Here is a 17135-nt window from a genome sequence, read left to right on the forward strand (position 1 = left end):
CAAGCCCAAGCCCAAGCCCACCAGCATGACCACGACAGGAATGGCCGCCAACCATGTGGAGATCCACATGTTGTTCATTGGGTCGTAGAGTTGTTGCCAAACCGTTTTGATTCTTTTCTCAATTTTTTTGTGAAAGCGTGTAAAGCCGAGCAATGGTCGTGATGACGGTTGTCTGGCCTTAGGCGTTTAACCCGCGTTCCAAGGGGCGAAGAGAAAATTTCATGCACTTGGAAATGATTGCATTACCCCGCAAGGGGTTTCGCCCAAGCGCAGCTGTTATGGAAAGCATGCGGTATCGTGCACAGCATGACGATGAGCTTTTGGAAATTAGGGTGGCGCACACTGTGGCGCGATGCGCGTGCGGGTGAGCTGCGCCTGCTGTGGCTGGCAGTCACGCTGGCCGTAGCGGCGCTGACGTCGGTGGCATTTTTTGCCAACCGCTTGGAAGCCGGGTTGGAGCGCGATGCACGCCAGTTGCTGGGCGGTGATGTGGTGATCGCCAGCAACGATGGCAATTTGCAAAGCTTTGTGCAGCAGGCGCAGCAAGAGGGTCTGCGCCATGTGATCACGCTGGTCTTTCCCACCATGGGGCGCGGCACCGATGAGCGTGGTGGCAATACCCGCTTGGTGGCGCTGAAAGTGGTTGAGGACGGCTACCCGCTGCGCGGCACGCTGCGCGTGTCGCCAGGCGTGGGCCAGCCGGATGCCAGCACCGATGCCATTCCTGCTCCCGGTAACGCGTGGGTGGATGCGGCCTTGCTCTCCGGGCTGGAGCTGCAAGTGGGCGACACCTTGCTGCTGGGCGACGCCAGTTTGCGCATTGATCGGCTGATTACGGCCGAGCCCGATCGCGGCGCGGGCTTTATGAGCTTTGCCCCGCGCGTGATGATCAACCAGCAGGATTTGGATGCAACAGGCTTGGTGCAGCCGGCCAGCCGCATCACCTGGCGCTTGGCGGTGGCAGGTGACGATGCTCGGGCGCTGGCGCGTTATGAAGCCTGGGCCAAAGCGCAGGTGGGCGACAAAGGCCGCAACGGCCGCCGGGTCGAATCCCTGGAAAACGGCAGCCCCGAGATGCGCCGCACGCTGGAGCGCGGTGAGAAATTTTTGAGCTTGGTAGCGTTGCTGGCAGCGCTGTTGTCTGCGGTGGCCGTGGCCTTGGCCGCGCGTGCCTTTGCCCAGCGCCATCTGGATGCGGCGGCCATGCTGCGTGTGCTGGGGCTGCCCCAGCGCAGCATTGCCTGCGCTTATGTGCTGGAGTTTGCGCTGGTTGGCCTGTTTGGCAGTGTGCTGGGCGTGATCCTGGGTTGGGGTGTTCACCACGGTTTTGTCTGGCTGCTGGCGGGCTTGGTGGCCGATGGGCTGCCGCCGCCCAATCTGTGGCCCGTGGGTTTTGGCGTGGGCATGGGCATGACACTGCTGCTGGCTTTTGGTCTGCCACCGGTGTTGCAGCTGGCCCAAGTGCCACCGCTGCGCGTGCTGCGCCGCGATGTGGGGGCCATCAAGCCCATGTCTGCCGGTGTGCTGCTGGTGGGGGTGCTGGGTTTTGCCGCGCTGCTGATGGCGGTGAGCCGCGATGCCAAGCTGGGCGGCATTGCCGTGGGGGGCTTTGCCGTGGCCACGCTGTTGTTTGCGGCCATGGCGTGGCTGGCAGTCAAGCTGCTGCGCCGTGTGGTGCAAGAAAACACTGCACCGCGTTGGCTGATTTTGGCCACACGCCAACTGGCAGCACGCCCCGGCTATGCCGTGGTGCAGGTCAGCAGCTTGGCGGTGGGGCTGCTGGCGCTGGTGCTGCTGGTGTTGTTGCGCACGGACTTGGTGAGCAGCTGGCGCCAAGCCACGCCTGCCGATGCCACCAACCGTTTTGTCATCAACATCATGCCGGATCAAGCGGATGCATTTCAGGCCCATTTGCGGGCAGCAGGCGTGAGCCAGTACGACTGGTACCCCATGATTCGCGGGCGTCTGGTGGAAGTGAATGGCCGCGCAATCAGCCCGGACGACTATGCGGATGATCGCGCACAGCGCATGGTAGATCGGGAGTTCAACCTCTCCAACGCCGAGCACATGCCCGATAAAAACCGCGTGACAGCGGGCGCCTGGGTGCCTGGTGAAGCCGATGGCGCCAGCGTCGAAGAAGGTATTGCCGAAACCTTGGGCCTGAAGCTGGGCGATGTACTGGTGTTTGATGTGGGCGGCATTCGCCACAGCGCCCGAGTCACCAGTTTGCGCAAGGTGGACTGGGGCAGCATGCGCGCCAACTTCTTCATCATGTTCCCCGTGGCGCAGTTGCCCGATGTGCCCGCGACCTATATGGCGGCCTACCGTGCCCCCACCCAAGCGGGCTTTGACAACGGCTTGCTGCGCGCCTTCCCCAATGTGACGAATGTGGACATGGACAGCACGATTGCCCAGGTGCAGCGCGTGCTTGATCAGGTGATTCGCGCCGTGGAGTTTTTGTTCGCCTTCACGCTGGCAGCGGGGCTGGTGGTGCTGTTTGCTGCGGTCACAGCCACGCGCGAAGAGCGCGCCCGCGAATACGCCATCATGCGCGCCATGGGGGCCCAAGGCCGCTTGCTGCGCCAGGTGCAGCGGGCCGAACTGGCCGGTGTGGGCTTGCTGGCCGGCTTTTTGGCCAGCGCGGTGGCCATGGCGGTCGGCTGGGCCTTGGCCCGCTGGGTGTTTGAGTTTGCGTGGACGGCCGCCTGGTGGGTGCCTGTGGCAGGCGCTTTGACGGGCGCTGTGCTGGCGTTGCTGGCTGGCTGGTGGGGCCTGCGCGAAGTGTTGCAGCGGCCAGTCATGCACACCTTGCGCTCTGCAGCTGAGTAAAAAAGATAGCTGCTAGCGTATGCAAATGAATGGCTTCAGATGGTTTTATATTCGAAGCCATTCATTATCAAGCGCTAGTAGCTCATTTTTTAGAAAAACAGTGTGTGGGCTGCGTTGTGTCAGACGAACGCGGATATGTGTGACCCGCCCATTGCAACCCTCTTGCCAGTCCGCATGGGCCGGCGCATGCTTAACGCATGAGCACCATCACCCAAACCCATCTCCAAGCCCTGAAAACCCATTTGCAGCAGCGTGCGCAGCAACTGCTGCAAGAGTTGGACACTGCCCGCAGTGAACAGGCGCAAAGCGTACACGACACCGAAGATTTGCCGCCTGAGCCGGATGCCAACCAGAGCCGCGATACCTCGGACCGCGAGGTACGCCACGCAGAGCAAATGCGCGATCAGCAAGAGCTCAAAGACGTGCGTGCTGCCTTGCAGCGCATGGAAGACGGCAGCTACGGTGAATGCATGGATTGCGGCAAAGGCATTGCCTTGGCGCGGCTGCAGGCTTTTCCTTCGGCCAAGCGCTGCATTGCCTGCCAGACGCTGCACGAGGACAAAAAGCGCCGCGCCTGAAATCAAAGTGCGATGCCGCGTTTTTAACCTTGGGGCAACGCACTGCTTTGCACGGCTGGCACACTCACCGTTTTGTGTGGTGTGACGCCTGCGCATGTCGCAGGCATTTTGTGCAGAGCGAAGCATGCAGATTGAAGAAAAGCCCCCTTTCGATACCCCGTTTGAATGGATCGGCGGGGAAGCGCCCGTGCGCCGTTTGGTAGACCGCTTTTACGACCTGATGGATCTGGAGCCCGGTTATGCCGAACTGCGCGCCAGCCATGGCAGCACGCTGGAAGATGCGCGCCAAAAACTGTTCTGGTTTTTGTGCGGCTGGCTGGGCGGCCCTGACCATTACGTAGAGCGCTTTGGCCATCCGCGCTTGCGCATGCGCCACATGCCTTTTTCGATTGGTATTTTGGAGCGCGACCAATGGGTGGCCTGCATGGACCAAGCCATGGCCGAAACCGAGGTGCCGCCTGCCTTGCGCGAGCGCCTGAAAAACAGCTTTATGCAAACTGCCGACTGGATGCGCAACAAAGGCGTGTAAGCCATCGGCCAAGCGCTTGCTGCGCACGCGGACAAGCCTTCGCCGGTATGGTGGAAGCTTGTTGGTTTTGAGTTTGTTTTCAACAAGGACAGCGTCATGCCTTTTTTGCTGCAAGTCGATTTTGAAATGGATGGCCCTTACGGTGAGGCTATGGTGCAAGCCTTTGAAGGCTTGGCCCACAGCATCAACCAAGAACCGGGCATGCTGTGGAAAATCTGGACCGAAGACCCCGACCACAAGCAGGCCGGGGGCGTTTATCTGTTTGATATCCATGCCCACGCGCAGCAATACCTGCACATGCATACGGCGCGCCTGACGCAGGCGGGTGTGCGCAATTTGCGCGCCAAAATTTTTGCGGTGAATGAGGCGCTCAGCACCATCAACCACGGCCCTGTGACGGTTGGCTAAAACAGCACTTGCAACGCCCTAGGGTGTGCCTCACGCGCTCGGTATGATGCAGGCATCTATACCAAGAGGGGGTGAAAATGGCTGCATATATCGTGCTGGGGCTGGTGGTGGTCATCGCGCTGTGGGCGGTGGGGGTCTATAACCGCCTGCGTACCCAAAAAAATCAGGTGGAAAACGCGTTTGCACAGATTGATGTGCAACTCAAGCGCCGCTATGACTTGATTCCCAACCTGGTCGAAGTTGCGCGCGGCTATATGCAGCATGAGGCCAGCACCTTGGAGGCTGTGACGCGCGCCCGCAATCAAGCAGTGGCTGCCAGCGATGCCTTGCGCAGCCATGCCCGCGATGGCAAAGCCTTGGCCGCTTTTTCTGCGGCAGAGCAGGCCCTGGGTGGTGATTTGGGGCGGTTGATGATGACGGTAGAGGCGTACCCGGACCTCAAGGCAGATGCGCAAATGCAAAGCCTGAGCGAAGAAATTGCGAGCACCGAAAACCGCATCGGTTTTGCTCGCCAAGCCTTTAACGACCAAGTGCTGGCGTTCAATGACCGAGCCAGCCAGTTCCCGGACCTGATCGTGGCAAGGTTGCTGGGATTTGCCCACATGGGCATGCTCGAGTCCACCACCAGCGCGCAAGAGCGCACTGCACCCCAGGTGCGGTTTTAAGTACAGCCCAAGAAACGGTTGCAATCCATGCGTTTTTGGGATTGGCAAGCCGATGCGCGTCGCACCACGCGCTGGTTGCTGCTGCTTTTTGCGGGGTGTGTGCTGGTGTCGCTGGCCGCTGTGCATGGTGGCTTGACGTTGGCGTGGTGGCTGCTGTTTTCGCACGCCGGCATGGACTATCCCAAAGGTTTTGTCTTGACCAATGTGGGTGTGACCTTGATGCTGATTTTGGGTGGTTGGTGGCTCACCCGCGAAGAGCTGAGCCAAGGGGGCCAGAAATTGGCGCAGCGCATTGGTGCCCGGCAGGCGCGCCCTGCGCAGGGGCAGGCAGAGCAGCAACTGTGCAACATTGTTCAAGAAATGTGCGTCGCTGCCCAGATGCAGCCCCCACAAGTGGTGGTCTTGGCGCGCACCGATGCCATCAATGCTTTCGCTGCCGGGTGGACGCAGGACGACGCGATTGTGGCGGTGACCCAAGGGGCGCTGGACTATCTCACGCGCGATGAAATGCAGGGGCTGGTGGCGCATGAGCTGTCGCACCTCAAAGAAGGCGACACCCTGTTGAATATGCAATTGGCGGGCATGGTCAGCGGCTTGGAGCTGGTTTACAACTTTGGTGACACGGTGCGCGAGCGCGGTGGCCTGGCCTGGTGGTTTGGTACTGTGGTCATGGCGGCAGGCTTTGTTGGGTGGTGCAGTGGGCGTTTACTCAAAGCAGCAGTCTCGCGCCAGCGTGAATACCTGGCCGATGCGCGTGCGGTGCAATGGACGCGCAGCCGTGATGCATTGGGCGGCGTGCTGCGCAAAGTGATGACGCAGCGCCAGGCCGCAGCACAGTTTCGGGGCGGCTGGCTTGGTGATGCGCGCAGCCATGCCGGGCTGAACCACCCGCTGGTGCAGCACATGCTGCTGGCTGAAACCCCAGACAGCAGCAAGCTGGAGCACTGGCTGGACGCCCACCCGCCCCTGGAGGCCCGCGTGGAGCGCATTTATGGCCGTCCGATGCGTGGTTTGCCTTTGCACGCTTGCGCAACCAACCCCTAAAAGCAGCGCAGCGCTGCAAAGGCTTGAGCCATGTCCACCTCTTCACAGCCCGCGTCTTGGCAGTTGTTGCGTGCAGTGCCTGCTTTTGCGCATCTGGACACTGAGCGTTTGACGTGGTTGGCGCAGCAGATGCGCTGGAGCTCACTGGACAAAGGGCAAGAGGTGAAAGAGCCTTTTTGCGATGCACGTGTGCATGTCATCTTGTCGGGGCAGCTACAGGTGTTGTGCACGAATGTGCAGGGCAAAGAGCTGCTGCTGGGGGAGCTGCTGCCGGGGCAAATGTTTGGCAATATCTTGCTCTGTGCATCCATTCCGCCAGGGATGTCTCTGGTTGCGGCAGAGTCGACCTTGCTGGTGGTGATGGACAAGGTATCTACCCAAGAGTGGCTGGTGACCGATGTCAGCGCGGTTTTGGGCATTCTGAACAACGTGACCAATTTGCTGTGGCAACTGGTCAATCGCGTTGTGGAGATGGGCACACTCAATGTGCGCAGCCGCTTGCATATGCGCTTGCTTGCCCTGGCGCAACGCCAAGGCATACGTAACAACCAAGTGGTGCTGGCCCCTAGCCCTACGCAAGCCAGTTTGGCTGCCTACTTAGGAACCAGCCGCGAAGAAGTAGCGCGTGAAATGTCTCGCTTGGTACGGCTGGGGCTGCTGCAAAGACAGGGCCGCAATATTGCGCTGATCAATGTGGATGGTTTGATCGCGTTGGCCGAGGCCCAGTAATCGCACCCCGCAGGTTTTGCTGGAACGGGATTTTGCCTGGCAAAAGTGAGAAAACGCACAGACATTCCCGGCCGCTAAGGTTGACACTCCTGCTCCATGAACTGCAGCCGGTGCCGGCTTATCCGGTGCCTGCTGCTGACAGAGAAGGAGTTAACCATGTCCATGTATTACCGAATTTTGGCCTGTGCAGCGCTGGCCTTGGGTGTGAGTGCTGTGGCCCAAGCCCACAATGACGCTGCTGCAAACACCGCAACGCAAGGACTGACCCGTGAACAGGTGCTGGAAGATTTGCAGCAGTGGCATGCGTCAGGCATGACCTTTGTTCCCCATCCGTCCGGCTACAGCGATGCAGCGCAAAGCCCCGAGTACCAGCGCTACCTGCAGCAAAGGCAGGCCGCAGCGCAGGCCAAAGCTGCAGAGGCGGATGCTACACAGACTGTGGCCTCTGAGGCACCTGCAAAGCAGCCCTAAATATTGGAATAACGACGAAAAAACAGCCCGCCGGGCATATGGTTCATGCGCCAGTCTTCTGAGATTCAGGATGCACAGCTGATCGCTGCTGGATGAAGTAGAAAGCCCATGGATTGGGGGCAAGCACATTCTTGTGCTTGCCCTTTATTTTTACCGAGCCTGACGCTGCACGAGCACGATGCGTGCTTCAGAGCTGAATGCCAGCAGCGGCAATGACGGAGCCAAAGCGCCGGCTTTCAGCGAGGATGAACTGCTGAAATTCTGCGGACGTAGGGAAGTAGTGCTCATAGCCAAAAGTTTGAAACTTGGGCTGTATGTCGGGCTCACGCAGGGCGGTGGTGAGATCCCGCCGCAGTTGTATGACCGTCGAGGATGGTGTGCGGGGTGAAACTGCCAGTGCATTCCACCCCGTCACAATGGCTTGGGCGGGGCCTCCGGATTCAGCCACGGTAGGAATGTCTTCAAAGCCTTGCAAGCGCTGTGGTGCCATCACCGCCAGAAATCGTAGCTTGCCAGCGCGAGCCAGTGGGCCTGCGGTGCCAGAAGAGCCCAGCGCAAAGTCCAGATCCCCATTCGCCACACTTTGGTAGAGCTGGCCGGTTTCCTTGAAAACAATGTGCTCCATGCGGGTGCGAGTCAGCGCTGCCAGCTGCAAGGAACCCAGGTGCACGGCATTGCCAATCGACCAAGAGCCATAGTTGAGCTGGCCGGGGCGCGCTTGGGCGTCTGCAATCAAGTCAGCCATGCTGCGGTATGGGCTGTGGTTGGGCACGCAGACAAAAAAGAAGGTGCGAAACAGCGGGGCCAGCACCAGAAAATCACGCACAGGGTCGTACGGCAGTTTGCGAAACAGATGCGGGTAAGCCGCAAGGTGCACGTTGTCCAGCAGCACCATGTCGGTGCCGTCTTGCGCCCCTCGTTTGAAAGCGTCAATTGCAATAAAACCGTTGCCTCCGGGGCGGTTTTCAATCACGACAGCTTGATTCCACATGCGCGCGAGTTTTTCGCCCACGATGCGTGCCGTGCCATCGGGGCCACCGCCCACCGGGAAAGGATTGATGATGCGCACAGGTTTGCTGGGCCAAGTGGGGTTTGCCGCTTGGCTGCGAAGCACAGGATTGGCGGCAAAAGCACCCAATGCCAGCACAGCGTGGCGTCGATTCAGCAAACTCATGGCAAACAGGGACTCCGTGTTTGGAAGATGTGGGTGGGAACGCGTCGTAGGCATCAAAAAAGGGTGCCGTCAGTACAGCTTGCGCTTGCCCGGCTGCAGCAGCACGACCAAGGCGCCAGCTCCACCATCGGCAGGGCGCGCTTGCACAAAGGCCAGTACTTCTTTTTTCTGCACCAGCCAGCGCTGTACCTTGGATTTGAGAACGGGGGTTCTTCCCGGTGAACCCAGCCCTTTGCCATGCACCACGCGCACGCAGCGCAAGCCGGTGCGGTGCGACAGGCGGATGAATTGGCCCAGCGCCTCACGCGCTTCATCCGAGCGCAGGCCGTGCAAGTCCAGCTGACGCTGGATGCTCCAGTGCCCGCCGCGCAGTTTGTGTGTCACATCGAGGCCAATGCCGGGGCGCCGGAAGCTGAGTTGGTCATCTACATCCAGCAGGGTGCTCACGTCAAATTCGTCACTCATGGCCTCGCGCAGCACCCGCTCCTCATCCAGCTCATGCTGCAGGCGGCGGGGCGTGGGGGGCGCTTGCTCCAAAGCAATGCGATCCGTGCGCGGCAGCGGCGTGACGGCGCCCACGAAGTGCGTGAACAGGTTGCGTTCACGCTCGGCGGCCACTGCTGCGGCTTTGCGGGCTTGGTCTGCAGCTTCTTGGCGTTCGCGTTGCAGCTTGAGCTCTTTGGCAATACCACCCAAAGCATGCAAGCCTTGGTGGCGGAAAGCTTGGCTCATTCCAGTTGCCCTTCTTCGGCCATCGAGTGGCTGGCGCCTTGGGTCACGATGATGTGATCGAGCACTTGCACATCCAGCAAGCCCAGCGCGCTTTTGAGGTTGCGCGTTAAGGCGTGATCGGCCACGCTGGGCTGCACGCTGCCACTGGGGTGGTTGTGCGTGAGGATGACCGCCGCTGCATGGTGGTGCAATGCGCGCAGTGCAACTTCGCGGGGGTAAACCGAGGTCTGGGTTAGCATTCTGTATCCGAGAAATAACAAGGTGTTGATCATGAAGCCAAGAGTCATAAGCTACACGCGCTTTTCATCACAAAGACAATCCAAAGGAAGATCAGAAGAAAGGCAAACAGACGCGGCACGAGACTGGTGCGAGCAGCATGGTCTGGAGCTTGACGAGAACATACAAGACCTAGGGATAAGTGCGTTCACTGGAAAGCACAGAAAAAAAGGAAATTTAAGAGCGTTCCTGGAGCAGGTCGAAGCGGGGAAAGTGCAAAAAGGAAGCTACCTATTGGTAGAGCACTTCGACAGACTAACGCGAGAAGAGATCGACGAAGCAGACACGTTAGTAAAGTCGATACTGCGAAAAGGGGTGAACATAGTCACCCTACTCGATGGCCATATATACACGCAAAAGAGTCTAAACAATATAGCAGCCCTTATAAGCATGATCCTGGCATTCGGCCAAGCACATGAAGAAAGCTTCAGAAAAGGCGGACGTGTTTCAGATACGTTTAAAAAGAAAAGAGCTGAAGGTAAACGAGTGTTCGGAGCTGCACCAGGCTGGTTGGAAAGAGGAGAGAAAGGAAAGGACGGAGAATGGGTAGTGGTTCCTGAGCTAGCAGCTGTGGTAATAAAAGTTTTTGAGCTAGCAGCATCAGGATTAGGCGGGCCATCTATAGCAAAAATAGCAAATAAAGAAGGATGGCCAATACCTACAAGACAAACAAAAATTAGCACAAAAATTTGGCATTCGAAAATGCCACAAATAATTTTAAGAAATAGGGCAGTGCTTGGTGAGACGCAACATGTAATAAGAGGCAGAAATGCACTTAAAAAGTTAGGAGTTGAAGAGCCGGTACCCGCTGGGCCGCCAATAAAAAATTACTACCCAAGAATAATATCGGATGAGCTTTGGTATAAAGCTAAAGGAAGCATACAAAGCAGAAAAACCGTGCCAATGAAAAGAGATAGAAATTATTTCAATATTTGGGCGGGACTTTTGAAATGTGGATGCTGCGGTGCAAATATGGAAAGAAAAACTGAAACAAAAGGATATAGTAGGGCGCAAATAATTTGCAAATCCAAAATGGCTGGATTAACAAAATGCAAAACAGCATCAGCCCTAAAAACAGACGCAACAATACTAAGAACAATGTGTGCAGCAGCAGGAGAGCAGCTAGGTCTAGGCTACGACAAGCAAGAAGCTATTGATAAAATAACAATAGCAAAAGGAAAACTGGAAGATATAAAAAAAGAATTAGAGAATGTAATAGCTCTAAGCAGAGCAGTAGGAGCTATACCCGAAGTGCTTAAAGAGATAGAAAAATTAACAAAAGAAAGAAGTGATCTAGAAGCAGGTATACAAGAAATAAATCAAACCTTGGCACTTGAACCAAATTCAATGTTTGACACTAAATACGCAGACGAAATAATAGAATTGCTATACACAGAATCAAATGAAGCAATGATAAAAAGAGCAGAATGCAACGCAAAGCTAAGAAGAGCCGTAGAATGCATATGGTTATGGTCGTATGACCTAGCAGCAGTAAAATTCAAGGGGAATAATGTATTGCTAACAATCCCCCTTATTAGAAAAGCAAAAGGAGATAAGCAAGCAGCTTGGGAGGCGGCACAAGCGGGAACACTTGAATTACCCTGAAAGTAGTCGAATAGAAAGTTAAACAGATTTATCCAAGAGCGCGGCCCCTAAGGGCGCGCGCTTCGCTCGCAGAGACTGGGTAGTAAGCCCCAAAAGGTTGCCTGTGGCTGCCAGCGCACCCAGGGTGGCGGCTGAAAAAACAGGTAAACCGAGAAAGCGTGCAGCCGCAAGCAGCACCGCTACCCGCCAGAGGCGGGTACCGAGGGATCCTCTGATCAAGGCTAGACCGAAAGGAACGGGTCAGGGTCGAAGGGCGCGAGGCTGGCGATAGCAGCATCGATGTTGCGCTCAGAGAGCAGCACGAAGCGGCCGGGCTCGCGAGTCTTGGCAGAGTAAAGGTACTCACCATCACAGGCTACCATGAGACCTACCTTGACACGTACAGCGTCGCCATAGCGATTTATGCGAGGCTTGTACAGCAGGCTGACACGGATGCGGTCAGAAGGCACCAAGCCGTCAGCGGCGGCAAGACCTCCTTGGAGACGCAGGAAGGCAGCAGTGCCGCCCTCTACCTCGATCACCTCGACCTTGCCTGTAGCGCGGTTGCGAATGTGTTTAGTGTGTTTACCAGGCTTCTCATGAACAGCATCGAAGAGCGCACGGACAGTGATGTTGGTGGGTACTTCTTTTGCACGGTAAAGCTCGTCCCAGGCACCAAGGCAGTTGCGAATGCCAAAGAAAGCAAACGAACGCAGGCGCCAGATCCAGCGAGAAGCCGCCACACGCTCAGCTTCGGAGCCCTCGCCGGGCTGAAGTGTTTTCATGGCGTACTTGGAAGCGTAAGTAGCCCCATTAGCGTAAGCACGGTTGATGATCGAAAGATCAACTTGAGCCTTGAAACGGGCAGAGGCAGGATGTAAGGAGCCGGTAGAAGGGTCGAAACGCTGGAAGCACTCAGTGAAGCGAGAACCGTCTTTCTTGTTGCAGAGCTTGCCTCGGGGGGCAGCTTCAACCGTGCGAACGCGAACAGCAGCGACACGCTTCGAAGCGTCGCCGGGGAAGTAGCGAGCGATAACAGACAGAATACGGTGCAAGTGGGCTTCTTGATAGTGCAGCCACAAGTGCCAGTGGGGGGTACCGTCTTTATGTGGCTCAACGAAGCGAGCGCCGGAGACTGCAATGCCGTCGTTGTCCAGATCGCGCTGAATTTTGTTCCAGAGCATGGCCAGGTGGCGGCCGCCATTTTGAGGAGTGCTAACGCCGTCATACGAAGAGCCGCCAGACATTGGGTTGGCATGGAAGCAAGCAGGAAGCGTAAGAGTAAGGAGAGCGCAAGACAGGCCCGCTTCGACGCTCAACTGCTCGATGCCAGAAAGGAACGCCCATAACTTGGCGCGCTTGGCTTCTTCAGACTTGGCCAAGTCTACGAGCAGGCGGCGAGAGTGCTCGCCAAGAGCGTTAGGCTTGCGGTCGACGACGTAGTAAGAGTTGAGGAATTGCTGTTGAGACTCGCGGTAGTTGCGATACAGGCGCAGCGTAGAGTCAGATACATACCGCTCCTTTGCGCCCGAAACGAAACCGGCGCGAATGTAAGCGAACTCATGCGCACGCTTAGCGTTAGTAGAGTAGTAGCGCTTCCAGAACGAGGGATCAGTGATGCGCGCAAACTTGGAGGCGGACGAGTCGCCAGGGATCTCGCGCTGGAACTCGCGAGATGCGATAGCAACTGCGTGGTCGATGCTTACAGCACGAGACAAGCCTGCATACCAGTCGGAACGAGCCGAGGCAGCATCGCGGAGTTCACGCAGGGGCAGATTGAAGATGCAGGCATTAAGCGAGCTGGTGTAGTCCGCGGTAAAGCGATCAGCTGCTTCAGCAAGAAGAGGGAGACCGCGAACTGCATCAGAAGCCAGGCCAGCGGAGGTAAGTGCAGATTCGAGAAGATGAGAAGGTGTGGCAGTAAGGGATGTAGGGTATTCGCTGAACATGTGCACTCCGAAAGGGAGTGCCCGCGCGAATATGTCCTCAAGAAATCAAATTAAATGGCCTGAAGCGGGCAATTAGTCAAAACATGGGGGTGAATGCTTACATATACTGGAGTGATCATCTCGTCATGATCTTTCCTCCTAGTTAGTAAGTAGTGTCCTCTTGCCCGCCAGACCATCCTGGCGGGCTTTTTTGCTTACCTTGGCTCATGGTTGAGCACTGTGCCGATCTCAGTTTTGCTGTGCATGAGAGCGACATGAGTTGTGAGGAAGTGGGTATCCTCGTTTGCACTTAGGGGTGGCGTGTCCGCCGACGTTGCCAGATTAGCGTTGTAGAGGGAAGTGCCATCCTGCCCTTTACTATTCTCGGAGCTTTTCTGTCCTGTGCGATGCCTAAATGCAAGCTTGTATAAGCACCGGCGGACGTAAGCGGCAGCAGCAAGTGAGAAGCGCTTGCCAGGAGCCGGAGTGTAGTGGCGGAGAGAGAATTCGTCAGGCTCAAGGACACAGTAGATATCTGAATACAGGCCGCCACATGATGGGGCTTGCAGCATAAGCTGGTCGTGAGCCGTAGAAACACGAACTGTGAACTCGCCCGTATGATTGACGGGATTCAAGAGTGCAATTCGGCAACCTGAATTGAACAGCTCACGAAGTTGGCTAGTGATAGCAGATGTATGAGTCTGCTTATCTGCATTGAACTTTGAGAGCGCATCAGACTCTGCACGATAATCGGCTTCGAGCTCTGAGATGAGAGATTCATGTTCAAGGCGTTCGAAAGTCTCAGAGTAAACACGCTTAAACAAAGCGTTGGACTTCTCGCCTAGTGCGAGAACTGAATCAAGATCAACTGAATTTTTGGACTTATTGAATAAAGCAATAGCAGCGTGAAGCTCAATCTGAAGAGCAGCAGTGGCAGCAGTTGCTGCATTGATAGCCGCAGCTTGATTGTCGTCGAAAAGCTCTTTGGTCATAGAGGGTCTCCTTGGTGTGGGTGAAAGTGAGTGCCTTGCTCACATCCATGTATATGCAAGCTGACCTACTCATGTCGTGTCTTATTAACGATTTCGTGAATTTTTTTCGCCTAAAGCTAAGGGCTAAGATGGTTCCGGTCGACGTGACTTCTTGGTAGATGGCCTGTGCAGGGCCTCAATCACACGTTTGGAGTGGATGGCTGAAGCCACATCGATTGCCAGCACACTCAAGGGTGTGCTTTTCCTTCACGGGTTAGGTACTTGATGTCGGGGGCGTCGTGGGCATGGCGGTAATCTATGGAGCAATGCTGCCAAGCGAACTGCTTGCGGAGACCGTCCGCATGGTCGTCTGCTGCCCTTAACGAAGCGACAAACTACACTGCGCTTCGGCAACAACTGCCGGGGTTTGCCCTTCGAATACTGGTCAGCGCGGGCAGTCGAGGTCGCAGCGGCAAGCTGGGATAATGCTCGGGTGACTACAAAGACTCCCATGACACCGTCCACACTGCTACTAGACCAACCGCTCCAGCCTAAGATGTGCCCGGTCACAAACGCGGTGGAAGCCCTGGCCCGGGAATCAGGCATCGAGGAGCGCGGCGCGATCTACACGCGGCCGGAAGTGGTCGAGTTCATCCTTGATTTGGTCGGCTATACGTCTTCCTCGGCACTCTATCGCAAGACGCTGTTGGAGCCTTCCTGTGGGCACGGCGAATTTCTAATTGCGGCGGTCTCCCGCCTGCTGGCTTCGGTATGCGCTGCGCGCAAGCGCGGAATCAATGTTCCTCCGCTGGATGACTGTATCCGGGCCGTGGAGTTGCACATAGACTCGTTCGAGCACGCCCGCGACGAACTGGTTGCGATGATGAAACAGAGTGGCGTCGAGCCGGCCGAAGCGTCGCGGCTCGCGGGCAAGTGGCTGATCCAAGGCGACTTTCTTCTGGAGTCGCTGCCGAAGGGATTCGACTTCGTGATTGGTAATCCGCCTTACGTGCGCCAGGAGCTGATCCCAGAGGCGCTGTTGCGCGAATACCGACGCCTGTATTCGACGCTCTACGACCGCGCCGACCTCTATATCCCATTCATCGAACGGAGCCTGAGGCTCTTGAACGAGGGAGGGAAGCTCTCGTTTATCTGCGCCGATCGCTGGACAAAGAACAAATATGGCGGCCCGCTGCGCGCCATGATTGCTCGCGATTTTCATTTGCAGTCCTACATAGACATGGTCGACACTCAGGCTTTCCACGTAGATGTGGCCGCCTACCCGTCTATCACCGTGATCGAGAGGGCGCCCCCAGGTCCCACGCTGGTCGCTGCGACACCACAGGTCGAGAGCAAGTATCTGCGCGACTTGGCGAAGGCGCTGCGCGGAGATGCAAAGTCGCTACCTGCTACTGTCCACAAGCTCGAGGACGTCACTAACGGCGACGAGCCATGGGTGTTGCAATTCTCGGGCGTCCGCGAGCTAGTTCGCCGCATAGAGCGCGACTTCCCAGCGATCGAGGAGACGGGCTGTAAAGTTGGCATCGGCGTGGCGACCGGAGCTGACCGGGTTTACATAGCCAAGCTCGACGAGCTCGACGTTGAGCCGAGCCGAAAGCTTCCTATAGCGATGACGCGCGACATCCTCGGGGGACATGTGCAGTGGCGCGGTTACGGCGTCGTGAATCCCTTCACCGACGAGGGGCCACTCGTTGACCTCGAAGACTTCCCCAAGCTCGCAGCCTACCTTGAGGCTCACAAATCGGTGATCGTAGGTCGGCATGTGGCCAAGCGCGACCAGAAGCGTTGGTATCGCACGATTGACCGCATCACGCCGTCGCTCGCCAGTCGGCCGAAGCTGCTCATCCCCGATATCAAGGGAGACGCACAAGTCGTCTACGAGGGAGGGAGGCTCTATCCGCACCACAATCTTTACTATGTGGTGTCGGACAGATGGGAATTGAAGGCGCTGCAAGCCGTGCTTCTTTCGAAGCTGACGCGGCTTTTCATTGCGACCTATTCGACCAAGATGCGCGGTGGCTTTCTGCGGTTCCAGGCCCAGTATCTTCGTCGTATCAGGCTCCCCAAATGGGAGCGAGTGCCGAGTGCTCTGCGTGCTAAGCTCGCCCATGCAGCGGAGGTGCTTGACCTTCCGGCTTGTGACGAGGCGGTGTCGGAGCTCTATGGGCTGACGCTGGAGGAAAAGAAGATCATCAGAGGGAGTTGAGCCATGGCGCTTGAATTGGCAAACTACAAGGATCAAGCTCGCGACGCAGTCAAGGCATTTTGGGGCAATCGGGAGGCGGCGCAGCGCAAGCAGACCGAAACTGGAAATATCGATGCGGGCAACCGCGGCGCTGTCACGGCGGGGAAGAACCTCGATGGCTTCGTCGCGTTGATCCAAAGCCTCGTGAAGGCAAATGGACTCGCTCATGCCCAGATCTACGTTAACAAGGGATTGGTGGTGCTGCCAGGCTACTTCCGGCCGACTAAGCAGTGGGACCTGCTGGTGCTTAACGGAAAGCGCCTTGTCGCGGCGCTCGAGTTCAAGTCCCAGGTAGGCAGCTTTGGGAACAACTACAACAATCGCACCGAAGAGGCTATCGGTACAGCGCACTGTCTTTGGACGGCATATCGAGACGGTGCGTTGGGTGCGGAGCCTCAGCCGTTCCTCGGCTGGCTCATGGTGGTTGAGGACACCTATGAGTCTCGTGCTCCGGTGCGCAACGACCAGCCACATTTCCCTGTCTTTCCTGAGTTCAATGGCGCGTCGTATTTAAAGCGCTATGACCTGCTATGCCAAAAGCTGGTCAAGGAGAAGCTCTATTCGGCAGCCGCGCTGCTGGCGACCCCTTCGAGCGCGTCGCACACTGGCGAATATCAATCGCTGTCGGAGCTGTCCAGCCTCGACAATTTCGTCACCTCGTTCGCCGGTCATGTCGCTGCTGAGGCTGCTCGATCCCATGCCAACAGGCTCTTCTAGGCACGCTACTAACGACCGTCATTGATGAAAAGACGACCTCTGTAGTAGAAGTCGGCTTAAGGCTGGTTGCAGCCGGTCAGTTCTGCAAGTTCAGCGACTGCTGCCGCCCAAACCCGTCAGTCGACTGTGTCTTCCTTGTAGGTCCGCTCCACACCTAAAAGCTGTCACTAAAAACTAACTCAGGCCGAGCGACCGCTTTGGCATGCATCGAAGGGTGCTAGCGACCCAAAGCGG

General features: G+C 57.1%; 15 protein-coding genes and 1 pseudogene. 11 read left to right on the forward strand and 5 right to left on the reverse strand.

Going from position 1 to position 17135, the window contains the following annotated elements:
* Positions 1–306: 306 nt before the first annotated feature.
* The 8 genes from B3R00_RS10150 (at position 307) to B3R00_RS10185 (ending at position 7253) form a co-directional block, all read left to right on the forward strand.
* Positions 307–2829, forward strand: coding sequence for an ABC transporter permease (locus B3R00_RS10150; protein ID WP_286998908.1), 2523 nt, complete (start codon positions 307–309; stop codon positions 2827–2829).
* Between the two features lie 197 nt (positions 2830–3026).
* Complete coding sequence (locus tag B3R00_RS10155) at positions 3027–3407, forward strand: TraR/DksA family transcriptional regulator (protein ID WP_286998909.1); 381 nt, start codon at positions 3027–3029, stop codon at positions 3405–3407.
* Between the two features lie 124 nt (positions 3408–3531).
* Positions 3532–3936, forward strand: a complete 405-nt coding sequence (locus B3R00_RS10160; RefSeq protein WP_286998910.1) for a group II truncated hemoglobin — start codon at positions 3532–3534, stop codon at positions 3934–3936.
* 96 nt (positions 3937–4032) lie between these two features.
* Positions 4033–4344, forward strand: a complete 312-nt coding sequence (locus B3R00_RS10165) for a monooxygenase (protein ID WP_286998911.1) — start codon at positions 4033–4035, stop codon at positions 4342–4344.
* Between the two features lie 77 nt (positions 4345–4421).
* Positions 4422–5009, forward strand: a complete 588-nt coding sequence (locus tag B3R00_RS10170; RefSeq protein WP_219162616.1) for a LemA family protein — start codon at positions 4422–4424, stop codon at positions 5007–5009.
* A 27-nt stretch (positions 5010–5036) separates the two neighbouring features.
* The gene (locus B3R00_RS10175) at positions 5037–6053 is read left to right on the forward strand and encodes a M48 family metalloprotease (RefSeq protein ID WP_286998912.1); all 1017 of its coding nucleotides are present in this window, start codon (positions 5037–5039) and stop codon (positions 6051–6053) included.
* A 30-nt stretch (positions 6054–6083) separates the two neighbouring features.
* The gene (locus tag B3R00_RS10180; protein ID WP_286998913.1) at positions 6084–6782 is read left to right on the forward strand and encodes a Crp/Fnr family transcriptional regulator; all 699 of its coding nucleotides are present in this window, start codon (positions 6084–6086) and stop codon (positions 6780–6782) included.
* Between the two features lie 156 nt (positions 6783–6938).
* Entirely contained in the window at positions 6939–7253 is a 315-nt protein-coding gene (locus B3R00_RS10185) for a DUF4148 domain-containing protein (RefSeq protein ID WP_286998914.1), read from the forward strand.
* 187 nt (positions 7254–7440) lie between these two features.
* Here B3R00_RS10185 and B3R00_RS10190 read toward each other — a convergent pair whose 3' ends face one another.
* From B3R00_RS10190 to B3R00_RS10200, 3 genes and pseudogenes are all read right to left on the reverse strand, one after another.
* A complete protein-coding gene (locus B3R00_RS10190) occupies positions 7441–8427 on the reverse strand; it encodes a Bug family tripartite tricarboxylate transporter substrate binding protein (RefSeq protein WP_286998915.1) in 987 nt (328 codons plus the stop codon).
* 69 nt (positions 8428–8496) lie between these two features.
* Positions 8497–9159 (reverse strand): Smr/MutS family protein, encoded by a 663-nt coding sequence (locus tag B3R00_RS10195; protein ID WP_286998916.1) that lies wholly within the window; start codon positions 9157–9159, stop codon positions 8497–8499.
* Positions 9156–9395, reverse strand: a pseudogene (locus B3R00_RS10200) (JAB domain-containing protein); the annotation flags it as partial. The gene B3R00_RS10195 and the pseudogene B3R00_RS10200, both read right to left, overlap by 4 nt.
* Positions 9396–9429: 34 nt before the next feature.
* Between B3R00_RS10200 and B3R00_RS10205 the strand changes: the two are divergent.
* Positions 9430–11040: a recombinase family protein gene (locus B3R00_RS10205; RefSeq protein WP_286998917.1), complete on the forward strand. Its 1611-nt coding sequence runs from the start codon at positions 9430–9432 to the stop codon at positions 11038–11040.
* Between the two features lie 221 nt (positions 11041–11261).
* On the opposite strand, the gene B3R00_RS10210 is transcribed toward B3R00_RS10205, so the two are convergent.
* Positions 11262–12968, reverse strand: coding sequence for a replication endonuclease (locus B3R00_RS10210; protein ID WP_286998918.1), 1707 nt, complete (start codon positions 12966–12968; stop codon positions 11262–11264).
* A 194-nt stretch (positions 12969–13162) separates the two neighbouring features.
* On the reverse strand, positions 13163–13939 hold the full coding sequence (locus tag B3R00_RS10215; RefSeq protein ID WP_286998919.1) for a hypothetical protein: 777 nt from the start codon (positions 13937–13939) through the stop codon (positions 13163–13165).
* 490 nt (positions 13940–14429) lie between these two features.
* Here B3R00_RS10215 and B3R00_RS10220 point away from each other — a divergent pair, with 490 nt between their 5' ends.
* On the forward strand, positions 14430–16145 hold the full coding sequence (locus B3R00_RS10220; RefSeq protein WP_286998920.1) for an Eco57I restriction-modification methylase domain-containing protein: 1716 nt from the start codon (positions 14430–14432) through the stop codon (positions 16143–16145).
* Between the two features lie 3 nt (positions 16146–16148).
* Positions 16149–16901 carry a PaeR7I family type II restriction endonuclease gene (locus tag B3R00_RS10225; RefSeq protein WP_286998921.1) on the forward strand — a complete coding sequence of 251 codons (753 nt, stop codon included), beginning with the start codon at positions 16149–16151 and terminating at the stop codon, positions 16899–16901.
* Positions 16902–17135 lie beyond the last annotated feature (234 nt).

Source organism: Comamonas sp. UBA7840 (genome assembly GCF_002501455.1).
Lineage (GTDB): Bacteria > Pseudomonadota > Gammaproteobacteria > Burkholderiales > Burkholderiaceae_C > Comamonas > Comamonas jiangduensis.